The sequence below is a fragment of the Tardiphaga sp. 862_B3_N4_1 genome (assembly GCF_051811085.1).
Classification (GTDB): domain Bacteria; phylum Pseudomonadota; class Alphaproteobacteria; order Rhizobiales; family Xanthobacteraceae; genus Tardiphaga; species Tardiphaga robiniae.
This window is the reverse complement of sequence record NZ_JBPWQB010000002.1, coordinates 1,954,439-1,970,178: the sequence shown is the minus strand read 5'-3', so window position 1 is coordinate 1,970,178 and position 15,740 is coordinate 1,954,439. Positions and strand designations below refer to the sequence as shown.

Here is a 15,740-nt window from a genome sequence, read left to right as displayed (position 1 = left end):
TCCCGAGCCGCTTAGGGCTTGCCGGCAACCGCAGGGCCGCGCCAACGCGCCCAGAGTCGTTCAAACAGCGGCAACAGCCCGCGCGGCGTCACCAAAATCACCGAGATCACCACGATGCCGTAGATGAAATAATGCAGGCCGGGCAGCGTGCTGCCGAGCTTGCCGCGCAGGATTTCACCAAGTGGCACCAGCAGCAATGCGCCAAGCGCGGGGCCATAGGCGCGGCCGAGCCCGCCGACGGTTGCAAACAGCACGATCTCGATGGTGATGACGGGCGAGATCAGCAGATAGGGATCGGCAAAAGTGAGATAGCGCACATAGGCGGTACCAACGACGGAGGCGAGCATCGCCGAGATCACCATCGCGGTGATCTTGTAGCGCAGGATGTTGACGCCAATCGCCTGTGCCGCCTTTTCGTTGTCGCGGATGGTGCGCAGATAATAGCCAAGCGGCGAATTGAGGATCGCAACATTGACCAGCACGCAGATCGCCGCCAGCCCCAGCATCATCCAGAACGCACCGTGACCGCCGCCAAACTGGAACGCCAGGAAATTACCCGTGTCCTTCGGCAGCAGCAGCCCGGACGCGCCGCCGAGGAAGTCCCAGCCCTCGACAACGATGCTGCCCATTTCCGCGAAAGCCAGCGTGATTAGCACGAAAGAGAGATGGCCGAGCTGAAAGCGGAAATCGATCCAGGCAATCACGGCGCCCAGGATTCCGGAGATCACCGCCGAGATCACGAGACCCAGCCACATATTGATGCCGAGCTTGAGCAACAGCGCGGCCGAGAACATCGATCCGATGCCGATAAACAGGCTGTGCGCCAGCGAGATCTGCCCGGCCATGCCGCCGACGATGTTCCACGACGAAGCCAGTGCCACATAGACCAGCGCCAGCGTGAGAATGTGGACGTAATAGCTCGACAGCACGAACGGCATGATGGCGGCGATGACCAGCGCGCCCCACCAGATCGGCGATGCGAGCGTCTTGTAGAATTCGTCTCTCATCGTGCCGAGCTCCAGGTCAGGCCCTTCGGGAGAAACAGCATGATCGCCACGAAGATGATATATGGCAGCAGCAAGCCGATCGGGCCGTCGAGATAGATCGTGCCGAAAGCTTCGGCGATGCCGATGATCAGGCCGCCGAGCATGATGCCGACGAAATTGGTCATGCCACCGAGCACAACGACCAGCAGCGTGATCACGGTGTAGCGCAGACCCTGGGTCGGCTGGATCGGAGTGCCCGGCAGCAGCAGTGCGGCAGCCAATGCGAGAATGCCGATGCCGAGCGCGAAAGTGAGCACCTGGACGCGGCCGACATTGATGCCCATCAGGGCCGCGGCATGGGCATTCTGGTGCACGGCACGGATCGAGCGGCCGAAATCGGTCGAGCGCAGCATGATGTAAAGGCCGATCGCCAGCGCGAAGGAGACGACGAAAGCCACGATATGCGGCACCCGTAGCACCACGTCACCGAGAATGATCAGCTTGGATTCGACGAAGGAGGGCGTACGTGCCGGCTCGCCGCCGAACACCATCAGGATGCCGTTCTGCAGCACCAGGCTCAGACCGAGCGTAAGCTGCACCACCATCAGGAACTGATGTCCGACCATCGGCCGTATCAGGAAGATGTAGACCAGTGCGCCAATGGCGGTCATCAGCGGCACCGTGATGATGATCGACACATAGGGGTCCATGGCGAAGGCGGAGTACAGCGCGAGGCACATGAACATGCCGAGCGAGATGAAATCGCCATGCGAGAAATTGACGACGCCCGACACGCCGTAGACAAGCCCCATGCCCAGCGCCAGCAAGCCATAGGTGGCGCCGATCAGAAGGCCTTGGGCGAGAGCCTGATAAAGTTCGGTCACATCACTCTCCGATCACAGACCAAGATAGGCGCTGCGGGTGCGCGGATCGTTTTTCACGGTCTCCGCATCGCCCTCGACCGCCACCTGCCCGCGCTCCAGCACGTAGCAGCGCTTGGCGTGGCGCAACGTCAAATTCAGATTCTGCTCCACCAGCAGGATGGTCAGCCCATCGGCATGCAACTTGTCGATGATCTCGAAAATATACTGCACGAACAGCGGCGACAGACCGAGCGAGGGCTCATCGAGCATCAGGAGCTTGGCTTCCGCCATCAGCCCGCGGCCGATCGCCAGCATCTGCTGCTCACCGCCTGACAGTGACCCGGCACTCTGCGTCAGCCGCTCGCCGAGCCGCGGAAACAACCCGATGACTTTTTCCATCTGTTGCGGACGATGCTTGCGCGCGTGCGCATTGATGCCGCCAAGCAGAAGGTTTTCGCGGATGCTCATTTCCGGAAACACCAGACGGCCTTCCGGCACCTGCACGATGCCGAGCTCGACACGCGCCTGCGGCGTCAATTTGCTGATGTCCTCGCCCAGAAACAGAATCCGGCCGGATATCGGCTTGACCATGCCGGACAGCGCATTGATCAGCGTGGTCTTGCCGGCATTGTTGGCGCCGAGCAGACCGACGATCTCGCCCGCAGCGATCTTGGCGTTGATGTCGCGCAGCACCGGCACACCACCGTAGCCTGCAACCAGATTATCGATCTCAAGCATCGAGATGATCTCCGAAATAGGCATCCACGACGCGCTGATCCCGAAGGATCTCGTCGGGCGTGCCCTGCGCGATCTTCTCGCCGAAATTGATAACCACCATACGCTGCGCCAGCCGCATGATGACCGGCATCACATGCTCCACCATCACGATGGTGACACCCTGCTTGTTGAGCTCCTCGATGATCGCGATCGGCGCGGCGGTCTCGGCCATGGTCAAGCCGGCCATCACCTCGTCGAGCAGAATGCAGCGCGGATCGGTAGCGATGCACTTCGCCAGTTCCAGCAGCTTCTTGTCCTGCAGCGACAGTGTCGCCGGCGTCTTGTGCTCCTTGCCGCCAAGGCCGACACGCAGCAGCGCCTGCGCCGCATAGTCGATGGCCTCGCGCATCGGCCGGCGCGTCAACGCTGCGGTCGTGACGACGTCGAGCGCCGTCATGTCGGCAAAGGACTGGACGATCTGGAACGAGCGCATCAATCCACGGCGCACCAGCCGATCCGGCGACACCCCGATAATGCTTTCACCGTCATAAACGACGTCGCCCGCAGTCGGCGGAATGAAGCCGGAGATCACACCGAACAAAGTGGTCTTGCCGGCACCGTTCGGGCCAATGATGCCGAGAATTTCGCCTTTCTCGACGTCGAAGCTCACCGCGTTGAGCGCGACCAGCCCGCCGAACCGCCTGGTGATGTTGGAGACTTCCAGAAATGCCACAGCCGTCCACTCTTTATGTTGCGCCGAGCCTCAGTGCAGGACCGATCAGGACTTCGGCCGCGGCGGCACCTGGGCGAATTCCTTCGGGAATACGACCTGCTGATCCTGCTCGGGAGTCCATTGGATGAACATCGCAGAGCCATCCTTGAGCAGACGGTCTTCCGCGAATTGGAGGCCCTTCGGCTTGGCAATGTAGAGGTTCGGATCGCCTGCCGGAATGTTGACGTTCTTCAGCGCCTCGAGCAATGCATCGCTCTGCAGCGACTTGGCATTCTCGAGCACCTGCTGCAGCACGCGCGCCGCCTGGGCGTATTGCACCGCGCCCTGGCCGATTTTTTCGAGCTTGGCGACATCGCGCAATTCCGAGACGATCTTCTGCATCGACTCGATCTTGGCGCCCGCGCTGAAGCCGGTCATGCCGAACAGGTTCTTCGTCAGCACGGCCTTGCCGATCTCGGGGCCGAGATCCTTCCAGAGCGACAGATCCGAGTAGCCGCCGGTGCCACCGCAGAAGATGCTGCCGTGATAGTTCAGATTGTAACGCGCCTGATGCAGCAGGATGCCGTCGCGCGGCGTCACGAGGCCGACAACGACGTCCGGCTTGAGCGAGCGGATACGAACCATGGCCGCCGTCTGGTCCTGCGCACGAATATCGAGCGCGGCTTCGCCGATGATCTGGATGCCGCTGGCCTTCAGCTTCTCGACCAGGAATTTGTTCGACTGCTGGCCGGCCTCGTAATTCGAATAGGCCATGACGGCAGTCTTGATCGGAAACTTGAAATCATCGCGCAATGAGATGACGAAGTCATGCATGGTCTGCGCATAGCCGCGATCATAGGGATAACCCAGCGTGAACATATAGTTCGACTGCGACCCACCAGCCCAGACCGACAGCGTCGGAATCTTGGCTTCGTCGACCACCGGCGTCAGCGCCAGCATCTGTGCGCTGAGAATGGTGCCGGTCAGAAGCTGCACCTTTTCCTCGGTGATCAGGCGCCGCGCTTCGGCAGCGGTCCGCGCCGGCTGGCTGGTATCGTCCGCCAGCACCAGCTCGATCCTGGCGCCGCCCTTGCTCTTGATGCCGCCTTCGGCATTGATCTTCTTGATGATGTATTCGAAAGCCGGCTGGCCTTCCTGCGCGTAAGCCGCAAGACCGCCGCTCATCGAATTGACCATGCCGATGCGGATCGCCGGCTCGGCAGCGCCTGCGCTGCGAATGAACGGCGCGGCGATCGGCCCCGCCAGAACGGCAGAGGCACCAAGTCCAAATGTGCGGCGGGTCATGGTCATGTCATATCCTCCGATGCGCAACGACGCTGAAGCGGCGCGCTTTCTTGTTCTGTTACTGGGCGCTGGAGTGTCGAACACTGCGTTACAGATTGGGAGTCTGCATATCGCAGTCGGGCAGCGTTTTTCGGACTTAGCCGCGTTTGCGCAGCTGCGTCAAATTGCGGCGCATGGAAATCGCGAATGAGGGCCATGCATCCGTGACGGGGCTTTCACAGTCGCGCAATCGCAAAGCCTGCACGCGGGAAGTGTACAACCGTCGCGCCGAGATCGGGATCCTCACGCCGCAAAGCGATGCTGTCATGACCCGCAGAAACAAACGCACCGATGACGGGATCGAAACCCCAATCGGTCGGCATGACCGATACCATTACGCCTTCCTTAAACGGCAGACCTTGATCATCTGCAATATCGTTATGAGGAGAAGCAGATGTCGCCATAGGCTGACAGAGCCGCGCTATGTCCAGCGCCTGCTCGGGCGACAGCTCCTCAACCATTCCGTGCCCCAGCGCGGCAACCCGGTCCATCCACGCGAGAACGCGCGGATGCTCGGCAAGACCTTCGCTCTCACCGAGATTGCGGCGCGCGTACCAGAGCGGATGGTAGACGGCGATGTCAGCAAGTGATGGCGCGTTGCCGAGCAGGAATGCGTCGCCATGCGCAAGCCAATCGCTGAGCCAGGCTAGATGAATGCGAAACCGGTTGCGGAGCGCAGGAATCTGCTCACGCATCTTCACGCTGTCCCAGCCATCGAACTTGCCTGACGTGAAACTCGCGCGATCGGCATGGAGCTCTGGCGGAAAACGATCGCCGTTCAGGCCGAAGACCAGTCCAAGAGCATTGGCAAAGAGCGCGCGATCGGCCCAGGCCGCGATGATATCGGCCTGACCGCGCGTGCCCGTCGGATAAAGCGTCGTCTCGGGAAAACGCCGCTCAAGCTCCGCAAGAATGCGGCGCGTATCGCAATAGATGTCGGCCCCGACCTGCAGCACCGGAACGCGGCGATAGCCTCCGGTGAGCGCCACGAGCTCTGGCTTCGGCGCGATCCGCGGCTGGATCACTGACTGCCAATGCAGGCCCTTCAATCCGAAGGCGACGCGCACTTTCTCGGCAAACGGCGAACGCGGATAGTGATGCAGAACAAGATCGGTCGCCGTCACTGCATCCCTTGCCTGTCAGCTATGTCGCATGCACCGCAGTCGTCGCGCCGATGGAATACATCGCCTCGAATTCGGCAATCGGATGCGGAAGTCCATCCGGACCGGTGATCTCAACATCCCAGCTGCCGTCATCGAGCAGCTCCCTGGCCTTCTTGACAGCTCCGGCCGCGTTGTCGCGGCGGAGTGAAACAGTCCCTGACGTATCGGTTCCCCTGACGAAAAACGGCAAGTCACGTCCTCCCTGTGTGAGGCGCCCCGCAATGCGAGACCGCGCGCGACGTCTTGATCGCGTCACTCTGCGCATCAGACCACAGGACTCACGGCAATTCCAGCAACTTGCCGTCGCAATCATCATGAACCTGTTATGCAGCCCCGCGCTGCGCTGCGGGACGCGTCAACACGAAGAAGACGAGGGTGCATAGGGTCAGGAATACCGCCATTGAGATTAAAACTGCGGGCAATCCCCAGGCGGCGGCAATCGGACTGGTAGCCGATTGCATCACGGCGGTGCCGAGGAAGAATGACAGGTTTGCTGCAGAGAGCGCTTTGCCAATATTCTCGGCAGCGACGACCTGGCGGATCATCGCATAGACGAGCGGCTGCATCGCGACGAGAAGGCCGACGACCACAAGCAGGCCGGTATCGACTGCCACGGGCATCACTGGCAGGCCGAAAAGCGTGGCCAACGGATAGCCCGGTGCACCGAGCGCCATCACGAGTAGCAACGCGGCGGCGCACAAATGGACCGCAAACAGCAGCATGCGGCGATGACCCAGCTTGCGATCGAGCAGGCCCGACAGCGCCGGTCCGATCACCAGCGCCACCGTAAACAACGCCAGCACATTGCCGGCCTCAATCCGCGACAGTCCCTTGATATTCATCAGCCAAGGGCCGGCCCAAAGGCCACGCAACACAAGCTGAACCGCAAGTGACACGAAAGCAAGGATCACGATACCGCGCACAGCACGTGACACACCGAGTTGCAGAACCGAAACCATCTCGCCCAGAAGCGCGCGCGGCTGGCCTTCGGGACGCGATGCCGGCACCATGACCGCGATCAGCATCGCCACGACAATCGCCGCTGCGGCGGCAATCCAGAATCCGGCGCGCCATCCCCAGCGCTCGACGACGTAAGCAAGCGGACTGGCCGACAACAGCAGCCCCGCATTGCCGAATGACAGAATGATGCCGGACCACAGACCGAACTGCGCTGGTGTCAGCCGCTTGGCCGCGAGTGTCATCGGGCACATCAGCATGCCCGACGTCGCCATGCCGATCGTTGCCTGCGACACGAAGAACGAGAGCGGCCCGGTCGACAGCGCCGCAATCGCCGCGCCGCAAACCGTACCGGCGAACAGTACGAGCGACACCGTACGGATGCTGTAGCGATCCAGCGCGACGCCGACCGGAATCTGCAGGAGCGCGAAGAAAAAATGATAGGCGGAAGTCAGCGCGGCCAGCGTCTGCGGCGTGACGCCGAGATCGGTCGACATCACATCGATCGCGACCGCAGGCGTGGTGCGCAGCATGTTGGACAGTACATGCCCGCAGGTCAGAATGAGCATCGCGGCCACGAGCGCTACGCTCACGGGCGGATCGATGGCAACGGGCTTGAAGGCAGAAGAGTCGGCGGCACTGGTCATGGCGCTCGCCTACGCGGAAACACGGCGCGCATCAACCGCCACGAAAGCCGTGGCGGTCATGCTCTCTCAATGCTGCGGTGCAGCTTAAGCTGCAGATGCCTCGATGCGGATCGGGATCGATTTGTAAGCCGGCGTTCCCGACTTCAAATCGTGCTGGTCGAGCGACACGAGCACATTGGCCTCGGGATAATAGGCCGCTACCGATCCTTGCGGGATGTTGTAAGCCACCGCCGTCACCCGACGCAGTGCGCGCGGTGCGCTGTCTGGACGGTCCAGCACGATGTCGATCAGATCACCGTGGCTGAGCCCGCGGCGGGCGAGGTCCTGCTCGTTGACGAACACCACATCGCGCCGCCCGGTGATGCCGCGATAGCGATCGTTCATACCGTAGATCGTGGTGTTGTACTGGTCGTGGCTGCGCAGTGTGGTCAGCGTCAACGCGGTCTCGGCGGGGCCGTCCTCATAGAGGCCGGAGAAGACCAGGAACTGCGCCTTCTTGCTCGGCGTCAGCCATTCCCGTTCCGAGGCGGCGTTGCGCAGCCGGAAGCCACCCGGCTTCTTGATCCGCGCATTGTAGTCCTCGAAGGCCGGAAAGACCGACTCGATGGCGTCGCGGACCTTGCTGTAGTCGGCGACGTAGTCCAGCCACTTCACCTTGGTATTCGGCAAAGTCGCGATGGCCATATCGGCAACGATCGCAGTCTCGGACTTCAGATGCTCGGACGCCGGCTTCAAGCCGCCGCGCGAGGCGTGCACCATCGACATCGAATCTTCCACCGTCACCAGTTGCGGACCCGTCGCCTGCACGTCGATCTCGGTGCGGCCAAGGCATGGCAGGATGATCGACTCCTTCGCGATCAGAAGATGCGAGCGATTGAGCTTGGTGGCGATATGCACCATGAGATCGAGGCTGCGCATCGCCGGATAGGTCTCCTCGGGATCGGACATCGCGACCGCGAGATTGCCGCCAAGACAGATCAACGCCTTCGAACGTCCATCGCGGATCGCCTTCACCGACGCGACGGCGTCATGACCATGCGCAGTCGGCGGCTTGAAGTTGAAGGTGCGTTCGATGCCGTCGAGCAGCGCAGCGTTGGGTACTTCGGTGATCCCCACGGTGCGATCGCCCTGTACGTTGGAGTGCCCGCGCAGCGGCGAGATCCCGGCGCCGGGACGGCCGATATTTCCGCGCAGCATCAGGAGATTGGCGATCTGCTGCACGTTGCCGGTGCCGTGGCGATGCTGGGTGATGCCCATGCCGTAATTGATGATGACGCTCTTGGCCGCGGCGTAGATGTTGCCGAGGTTTTCGATATCGGCGCGCGGCAGGCCAGACGATTTCTCGATGGCCTCCCATGAGGTCGCGTCGAGATCGGCGAGCAGCGCCTCGATGCCGTTGGTATGTTCGGCGATGAAGGCGCGGTCAAGCACGCCGGGGCCGCCTTCGGCAAGGCTCGCGGCGTCGAGCGCCACGACGGTCTTCATTATGCCCTTCAGCACGGCAATGTCGCCGCCGACCTTGACCTGGTAATAGGTCGACGAGATCTGCGTAGAGCTCAACGTCAGCATTTCCGCTGGATGCTGCGGGGATGTGAATCGTTCCAGCCCGCGCTCGCGCAGCGGATTGATTGAAACGATGGCAGCACCGCGCTTGGAGCATTCGCGCAAGGTCGTCAGCATGCGCGGATGATTGGTGCCGGGATTGTGCCCGATACAGAACACCGCATCCGCATGATCGAAATCCTCGAGCGTCACCGTGCCCTTGCCGACGCCAATGGATTCCGGAAGGCCCACGCTGGTGGCCTCGTGGCACATGTTCGAGCAATCGGGGAAATTGTTGGTGCCGAACTCGCGCACGAACAACTGATACATGAACGCTGCTTCGTTAGAGCAACGGCCCGACGTGTAGAATTCGGCCATGTTCGGATCGGGCAAAGCGCGCAAGCCGGCACCGATCCGCGCCATCGCATCTTCCCATGAGATCGGAAGATACTTGTCGCTGGCCCGGTCATAGGCCATCGGATGGGTGAGGCGTCCCTCATTTTCGAGGTCGTGATCATGCCAGTCCCAGAGTTCACTCACCGTATGGGCCGCAAAGAATTCCGGCGTCGTGCGCTTGGCCGTTGCTTCCCACGACACCGCCTTGGCACCGTTCTCGCAGAATTCGAAGGACGATGTATGCTTTGGATCAGGCCAGGCGCAGCCCGGGCAATCGAAGCCGTGCGGCTGGTTCATCGTCAGGAGGCCATGCGTTTCGTTGACCACCGCCAACTGTCCGCGCACAGCGTCGGCCACTGCTTTCAACGCGCCCCAACCTGCGGCGGCACCTTTGTAGTTTTCGACGCCCTGAACCTGCTTCTTCGCCATCGCGATCCGTCCTTCGTCGTCAGGGCCCATATGGCCCAACCTAATTCCGCCTCGTAGCATTAAAGGCTGTAATACAGCGAATAGATGCCATCAACTTTGATTGACCGACCCCTGCGCTGTATTGAACGATACGAATGCCGCGACACCTGTTCACCAAGGCTATCGCCCGATTGATATTTTGAATGGAGCGCCGATGACCTCTTCTTCCCTGTTCCAGCCGCTGCAAGTTGGCCCGTATCAACTCAGCCACCGGGTTGCGATGGCGCCGCTGACGCGCATGCGGGCCGAGAAGACAACGCTCGCGGCCTGGACCCTCAACGCCGAATATTACGCGCAGCGTGCGACCGAAGGCGGACTGATCATCGCCGAGGCCTCGCAGGTGATGCAGGAAGGCCAGGGCAACCCGAACACACCGGGCATCTATACGAAGGAGCAGATCGCCGGCTGGCGTCAGGTCACTGACGCCGTGCATGCCAAAGGCGGCATCATCTTCCTGCAGCTCTGGCATGTGGGCCGTGCCTCACATTCCTCATTCCAGCCCGGCGGTGGGCTTCCGGTGGCACCGTCAGCCATTGCGATCGACGCTACCACGCGGACGGCTTCAGGCGAGACGGTATCTTACGAAACACCCCGCGCCCTGGAGACCAGCGAGATTCCCGGCATCATCGACGCCTACCGGCAGGCCACGCGCAACGCCAGGGAAGCCGGCTTCGACGGCGTCGAGGTGCACGGCGCCAACGGCTATCTGCTCGAACAATTTCTGCAGACCCGCAGCAATCAGCGTACCGACCAATATGGTGGCTCAATCGAGAACCGCGCTCGCCTGCTGCTCGAAGTGACCAATGCCGTCATCGACGCCTGGAGCACGGATCGTGTCGCCGTCCGCCTGTCGCCTTATGGTGTCTCGAATGACTCCGGCGAAACCAATCCGATGCCGCTCTACAGCTATGTGGTCCGTGAGCTCGACAAGCTCGGCCTCGCCTACCTCCATTTCGTCGAGCCGCGCACCAGCGGCGTCGGCCGCGCGGAAGTGTTTCATAACAATGTGCCTAAAGCCTATGAGCTGTTCCGGCCGATGTGGAGCGGCGTGCTGGTCACGGCCGGCGGCTTCGACGGCACCTCCGCCGAGGAGGCCGTCGCTTCCGGCAATGTCGATATTATCGCCTTCGGCCGCCCGTTCATCGCCAATCCGGATCTGCCGGAGCGTATCAAGCGCAAGGCGCCCTTTACGCCTTATAACCGGGCGACGTTTTACGGCGGCGATGTGGCTGGCTACACCGACTACCCGGTGCTTGGCGCAGGCTAGTCTGCGGATTATTCAATAGAAAGCACTTCTGGCGCGCTATAGGCTGTGTATGGGCCCGTAGCGGGTCAGGAGTATCGCCCCATGGATTCCACCCTATCAGCCGCCGAGCTCGACGATCGCATCGCCATCCTTCGCGACAATATCCGGCAGTTGATCGAGCAGGCCACCGCGGCTTCCGGCGAGAGCAACGAGGAGCGCACCGCGGATCGGCTGGCTCAGCAGAATGAGGAGCTGGACCGGCTGATCGCCCAACGCGACGCCTTGGGCAAATAGCCGAGAGGACTACGGACTGGAAGCCTGCCCGGTTGTCGGGCGGGATGCGTAAAACCGCGGCTTTTCCTCCAGTAAACTTTTGGCTAGCTTGGCTGCATGAACGTTCAAGCCAAGATCGACATCAAGCACTCCACCTGCCCGCATGATTGCCCCTCCGCCTGCGCCCTCGACATCGAGGTGATCGGCGGGAACACCATCGGCCGGGTCCGCGGCTCCAAGGAGCAAAGCTATACCGCCGGCGTGGTCTGCGCGAAGGTCGCGCGCTATGCCGAGCGCATCCATCATCCCGAACGGCTGATGTATCCGATGCGCCGCACCGGCCCGAAGGGCTCCGGCCATTTCACCCGCATCAGCTGGGACGAGGCGCTCGACGAGATCGCTTTGAGGTTCAACGAGGCCGAGCGCGACTTTGGCGCGGAGTCGGTGTTTCCCTATTACTATGCCGGCACCATGGGCCTGGTGATGCGCGACGGCATCAACCGCCTCGCCAATGTGAAGAAATATTCGCGCTTTTACTCGACGATCTGCGCAACCATTGCCTGGGCCGGCTTTGCCGCCGGCACCGGCAAGGTCGCCGGCGTCGATCCGCGCGAGATGGCGAAGTCGGACCTGATCGTGATCTGGGGTACCAACCCCGTCTCGACGCAGGTCAATGTGATGACCCACGTCTCGCGCGCGCGGAAAGAACGCGGCACCAAGCTGGCGGTTGTCGACATCTACGACAACGACACCATGAAGCAGGCCGATATCAAGATCCTGCTGCGGCCAGGTACAGACGGCGCCTTCGCCGCCGGCGTCATGCATGTGCTGTTCCGCGACGGCCTAGCTGATCGCGACTATCTCGCCAAATACACCGATGCCTCGCCGGAGTTCGAGGCGCATCTTGCTTCGCGAACGCCGGAATGGGCGTCAGACATTTGCGGCGTACCCGCTGCGGAAATCGAAGCCTTCGCGCGCCTGGTCGGCGAGACCAAGCGCAGCTATTTCCGCCTCGGCTACGGCTTCACCCGCAGCCGCAACGGAGCCGCGCAGATGCATGCAGCGCTGTGCGTGCCCACCGTTACCGGCGCCTGGCAATATGAAGGTGGCGGCGCTTTCTTCAACAATGCCGCAATCTGGAAATTCGACAAGACGCTGATCGAGGGCCTCGACGTGCTCGACGAGAGCGTTCGGCGTCTTGATCAGTCGAAGATCGGCCGCATTCTGACCGGTGACGCGGAAGCCTTGCACAACGGCCCGCCAGTGAAGGCGATGCTGATCCAGAACACCAATCCGATGACGGTGGCGCCGGAACAGGCCTTGGTACGGCAGGGCTTTGCCCGCGAAGACCTGTTCGTCGCGGTGCATGAGCAGTTCATGACCGAGACCGCCATGATGGCCGATATCGTGCTGCCGGCGACCATGTTCATGGAGCACGACGATCTCTATTACGCCGGCGGCAACCAGCACATCTCGGTCGGTGCCAAGCTGATCGACGCACCGGAAGAATGCCGCTCGAACCACGACGTTCTGCAGGGCATCGCCACCCGCCTCGGCGCGAAACACCGCGCTTTCGACATGCATCCGCGCGACATCATCGACGAGACGCTGCAAGTCAGCGGTCGCGGTGGCATCGAAGGGCTGGAGGCCGACAAATGGCGCGACATCCAGCCGGATTTCCGCACCTCGCATTATCTCGACGGTTTCGCCCATGCCGACGGCAAGTTCCACTTCAAGGCGGACTGGTCGACAGTGCCGATGCCCAATGCCGGGCTGATGGGGGCGTGGGACGAGATGCCGTCGTTCCCCGACCACTGGGCGGTGATCGAACAGGTCGATGAGGCGCATCCGTTTCGTCTGGCCACGAGCCCGTCGCGCAGCTTCCTCAACACCTCGTTCAACGAGACGCCATCATCGCAGGCCCGCGAGGGTGCACCCAGTGTGATGATGCACCCCGTCGACGCGGCGAGGCTCGGCATTGCCGATGGCGATGCCGTGACACTCGGCAACACGCGCGGCGAGACGACCCTGACCGCGCGTATCTTCGAGGGCCTGCGGCGCGGCGTGCTGATTGCGGAATCGGTGCACCCCAACAAGGCGCATATCGGCGGTCATGGCATCAATATGCTGACCGGCGGCGAAGCCGTCGCGCCCTATGGCGGCGCGGCGTTTCACGACAACAAGGTGTGGGTGAAGAAGGCGGGATAGCCCGCCTTCTTACGCCGTCGATACCTGCACCAGGATGTCGGAGAAGGTCGGCGCACGTCCGAGATCGGCCATCGCCGGCGAAGTCAGCGCATGCACCGTTGCACTCTTGCGGGTCGAGCGTTGCCAATAGCCGCTCGGTGCCACCACCACGCCGGGCTTCACATCCGCCGAGATGGTGACGAGCGCCTCGAACGAGCCGCGATCGTTATAGACACGGATCGGCGCGCCCGCTTCGATGCCACGTACTGCAGCATCGTCGGGATGCAGTAGTACGGCCTGCTCGCCGGCATGATGGAGCTGCTTCGGCATATTGCCGAAATTGGAATTCAAGAATGCGTGGCTCTTCGGCGAGATCAGGCTGAGCGGATATCTCTTCGCCAGTTCAGGATTGGTCTGCGGCGATTCTCGTGGTGGAATATAGGACGGCAACGGATCGACCGGCTCGCCGGACTGTTGGCCACCATAGCCCTGCCGGAACAACGGCACGACGAAATTGCCGCCGGCGGCGATCGAGGATTTGAATTCGCATTTGCCTGACGGCGTGAAAAAGTTGCCTTCGCGATGTGGCGCGTAAGTATCGGATCGCTCGACTTTCAAGCGCGCATAGCCGGTTTGCTTCAATTGCTCGATGGTGATGTTTTCCAGCACGGGACTGGTCCAGTCCATCGAATCCGCAATCATCTCGTCATCGCTGCGGAAGAACGACGGATCGTCGATGCCCATGGCGGCGGCGAGCCTGCGAAACAGCTCGGTGTTCGATACGGCTTCGCCAAGGGGTTCGATCGCCTGGTTGTTGTAGGACAAATAAAGATGCCCCCACGAGAACATTAGATCCTTCTGTTCGAGCTGCGTCGTCGCCGGCAACACGATATCGGCAAAGCGCGCGGTGTCGGTCATGAAGTGTTCGCTGACGACGGTAAACAGATTCTCACGCGCCAGGCCAGCCTCGATCTTGCCCTGCTCTGTGACCATGGCCATCGGATTGGCATTGTAGACGAACAGCGACTTGATCGGTGGATCGAAACCAAGCTCGCCGGTGAGCACCGGGCCGAGTTGCCACAGATTCACGATGCGCAGATCCTCTCCCTGTAGGTCCGGGCGCATCAGCACGTCCCATTTCACCGGAAACGCCCAGATCGGCAGCTGCAGCAGACCGCCGCCGACGTGACGCCAGGCACCGATCAGCGCGGGCAGACATGAGATCGCGCGCACGGTCTGGCCTCCGCCGGCATGTCGCTCGACGGCGACGCCGATGCGGATTACCGCGGGCGGCGTGGTGGCATATTCACGCGCCAGCGTGCGGATGTCGTCCACCGCGATCCCGGTGATTCCAGACACGTAGTCGGGCGTGTAAATCGCGGCACGTTCGGCCAGCTCGTCATAGCCGATCGAATAGTTGTCGACGTAATCGCGATCGATCAGCCCCTCGGTGGTGATGACGTGGATGAGGCCCAGCGCCAGCGCCGCGTCTGTCCCCGGCCTTATAGCGATGTGCCAGTCCGCCTGCTGCGCGGTCCGCGTCCGTACGGGATCGATGACCACAAGCTTGGCACCGTTCTTCATCGCCTGCTTGATGTAAGGCCAGTGATGCGAGTTGGTGCTGAGCGTGTTGCAGGCCCAGAGGATAATGTACTTGGAATGGACGAAGCTCTCCGGATCGGTACCCGGCGTATGGCCTATCGTCATCAGATAGGCAGTACAGGCGCCGGAATCGCAGAACGTACGTTCGGCCACCGTGGCGCCGAGCTTGTTGAACAGGGGATCGCCGACATTGAGGCCGTTGATGATGCCCTGGGTGCCAAGATAGCTGCACGGCAGGATCGCCTTGGCGCCGTCCTCGGCGATGATCGTCTTCCATTTGCCGGCGATCTCGGACAGCGCGTCGTCCCATGAGATGCGCGTAAACTGGCCACTGCCCTTCGGCCCCGAGCGCCGCATCGGATAGAGAATGCGCTGGTCGCTATAGACGCGCTCCTGATAATCGTTGACCTTCACGCAGAGCCGACCTTGCGTGAACGGGTGATCCGGATTGCCCCGCACGGACACGGCGCGGCCATCTTCGACCGTCGTGATCATGGAGCAGGTGTCGGGGCAATCATGGGGGCATGCACCAATTACGGTTATCTGGGTCAAGCTGGCCTCCGCTGGCTACCGATCTGGGTCGATGCCGAGCATGCTGAGCTGACGGACTGTTGGCTTTTCCGAGCCTGCTGTTCTG

General features: G+C 61.8%; 13 protein-coding genes. 3 read left to right on the top strand and 10 right to left on the bottom strand.

What is annotated here, in order from left to right:
* Positions 1 to 11 precede the first annotated feature (11 nt).
* The 9 genes from AB8B02_RS26595 to AB8B02_RS26555 form a co-directional block, all read right to left on the bottom strand.
* Entirely contained in the window at positions 12 to 1,007 is a 996-nt protein-coding gene (locus tag AB8B02_RS26595; protein WP_231078435.1) for a branched-chain amino acid ABC transporter permease, read from the bottom strand.
* Entirely contained in the window at positions 1,004 to 1,870 is an 867-nt protein-coding gene (locus AB8B02_RS26590) for a branched-chain amino acid ABC transporter permease (protein ID WP_068737690.1), read from the bottom strand. Before AB8B02_RS26590 ends, AB8B02_RS26595 begins: the two co-directional genes overlap by 4 nt.
* A gap of 12 nt (positions 1,871 to 1,882) precedes the next feature.
* On the bottom strand, positions 1,883 to 2,587 hold the full coding sequence (locus AB8B02_RS26585) for an ABC transporter ATP-binding protein (protein ID WP_089266697.1): 705 nt from the start codon (positions 2,585 to 2,587) through the stop codon (positions 1,883 to 1,885).
* Positions 2,580 to 3,299, bottom strand: a complete 720-nt coding sequence (locus tag AB8B02_RS26580) for an ABC transporter ATP-binding protein (protein ID WP_439065607.1) — start codon at positions 3,297 to 3,299, stop codon at positions 2,580 to 2,582. Before AB8B02_RS26580 ends, AB8B02_RS26585 begins: the two co-directional genes overlap by 8 nt.
* 45 nt (positions 3,300 to 3,344) lie before the next feature.
* Positions 3,345 to 4,589, bottom strand: a complete 1,245-nt coding sequence (locus AB8B02_RS26575; protein ID WP_439065606.1) for an ABC transporter substrate-binding protein — start codon at positions 4,587 to 4,589, stop codon at positions 3,345 to 3,347.
* A gap of 209 nt (positions 4,590 to 4,798) precedes the next feature.
* Positions 4,799 to 5,746 carry a glutathione S-transferase family protein gene (locus AB8B02_RS26570; RefSeq protein ID WP_439065605.1) on the bottom strand — a complete coding sequence of 316 codons (948 nt, stop codon included), beginning with the start codon at positions 5,744 to 5,746 and terminating at the stop codon, positions 4,799 to 4,801.
* Between the two features lie 19 nt (positions 5,747 to 5,765).
* Positions 5,766 to 5,975, bottom strand: coding sequence for a hypothetical protein (locus tag AB8B02_RS26565; protein ID WP_439065604.1), 210 nt, complete (start codon positions 5,973 to 5,975; stop codon positions 5,766 to 5,768).
* A gap of 133 nt (positions 5,976 to 6,108) precedes the next feature.
* Positions 6,109 to 7,389: an MFS transporter gene (locus tag AB8B02_RS26560; protein ID WP_439065603.1), complete on the bottom strand. Its 1,281-nt coding sequence runs from the start codon at positions 7,387 to 7,389 to the stop codon at positions 6,109 to 6,111.
* Positions 7,390 to 7,473: 84 nt separating this feature from the next.
* Positions 7,474 to 9,756 carry an FdhF/YdeP family oxidoreductase gene (locus AB8B02_RS26555; protein ID WP_439065602.1) on the bottom strand — a complete coding sequence of 761 codons (2,283 nt, stop codon included), beginning with the start codon at positions 9,754 to 9,756 and terminating at the stop codon, positions 7,474 to 7,476.
* Positions 9,757 to 9,949: 193 nt separating this feature from the next.
* On the opposite strand from AB8B02_RS26555, the gene AB8B02_RS26550 reads away from it, so the two are divergent.
* From AB8B02_RS26550 to AB8B02_RS26540, 3 genes are all read left to right on the top strand, one after another.
* Positions 9,950 to 11,062, top strand: coding sequence for an alkene reductase (locus AB8B02_RS26550; protein WP_439065601.1), 1,113 nt, complete (start codon positions 9,950 to 9,952; stop codon positions 11,060 to 11,062).
* A gap of 81 nt (positions 11,063 to 11,143) precedes the next feature.
* Positions 11,144 to 11,335, top strand: a complete 192-nt coding sequence (locus tag AB8B02_RS26545; RefSeq protein ID WP_081422070.1) for a hypothetical protein — start codon at positions 11,144 to 11,146, stop codon at positions 11,333 to 11,335.
* 96 nt (positions 11,336 to 11,431) lie between these two features.
* Positions 11,432 to 13,522, top strand: coding sequence for a molybdopterin-containing oxidoreductase family protein (locus tag AB8B02_RS26540; RefSeq protein WP_439065600.1), 2,091 nt, complete (start codon positions 11,432 to 11,434; stop codon positions 13,520 to 13,522).
* A gap of 9 nt (positions 13,523 to 13,531) precedes the next feature.
* Here AB8B02_RS26540 and AB8B02_RS26535 read toward each other — a convergent pair whose 3' ends face one another.
* Positions 13,532 to 15,655, bottom strand: coding sequence for a molybdopterin-containing oxidoreductase family protein (locus AB8B02_RS26535; RefSeq protein ID WP_439065599.1), 2,124 nt, complete (start codon positions 15,653 to 15,655; stop codon positions 13,532 to 13,534).
* Between the last annotated feature and the right edge of the window lie 85 nt (positions 15,656 to 15,740).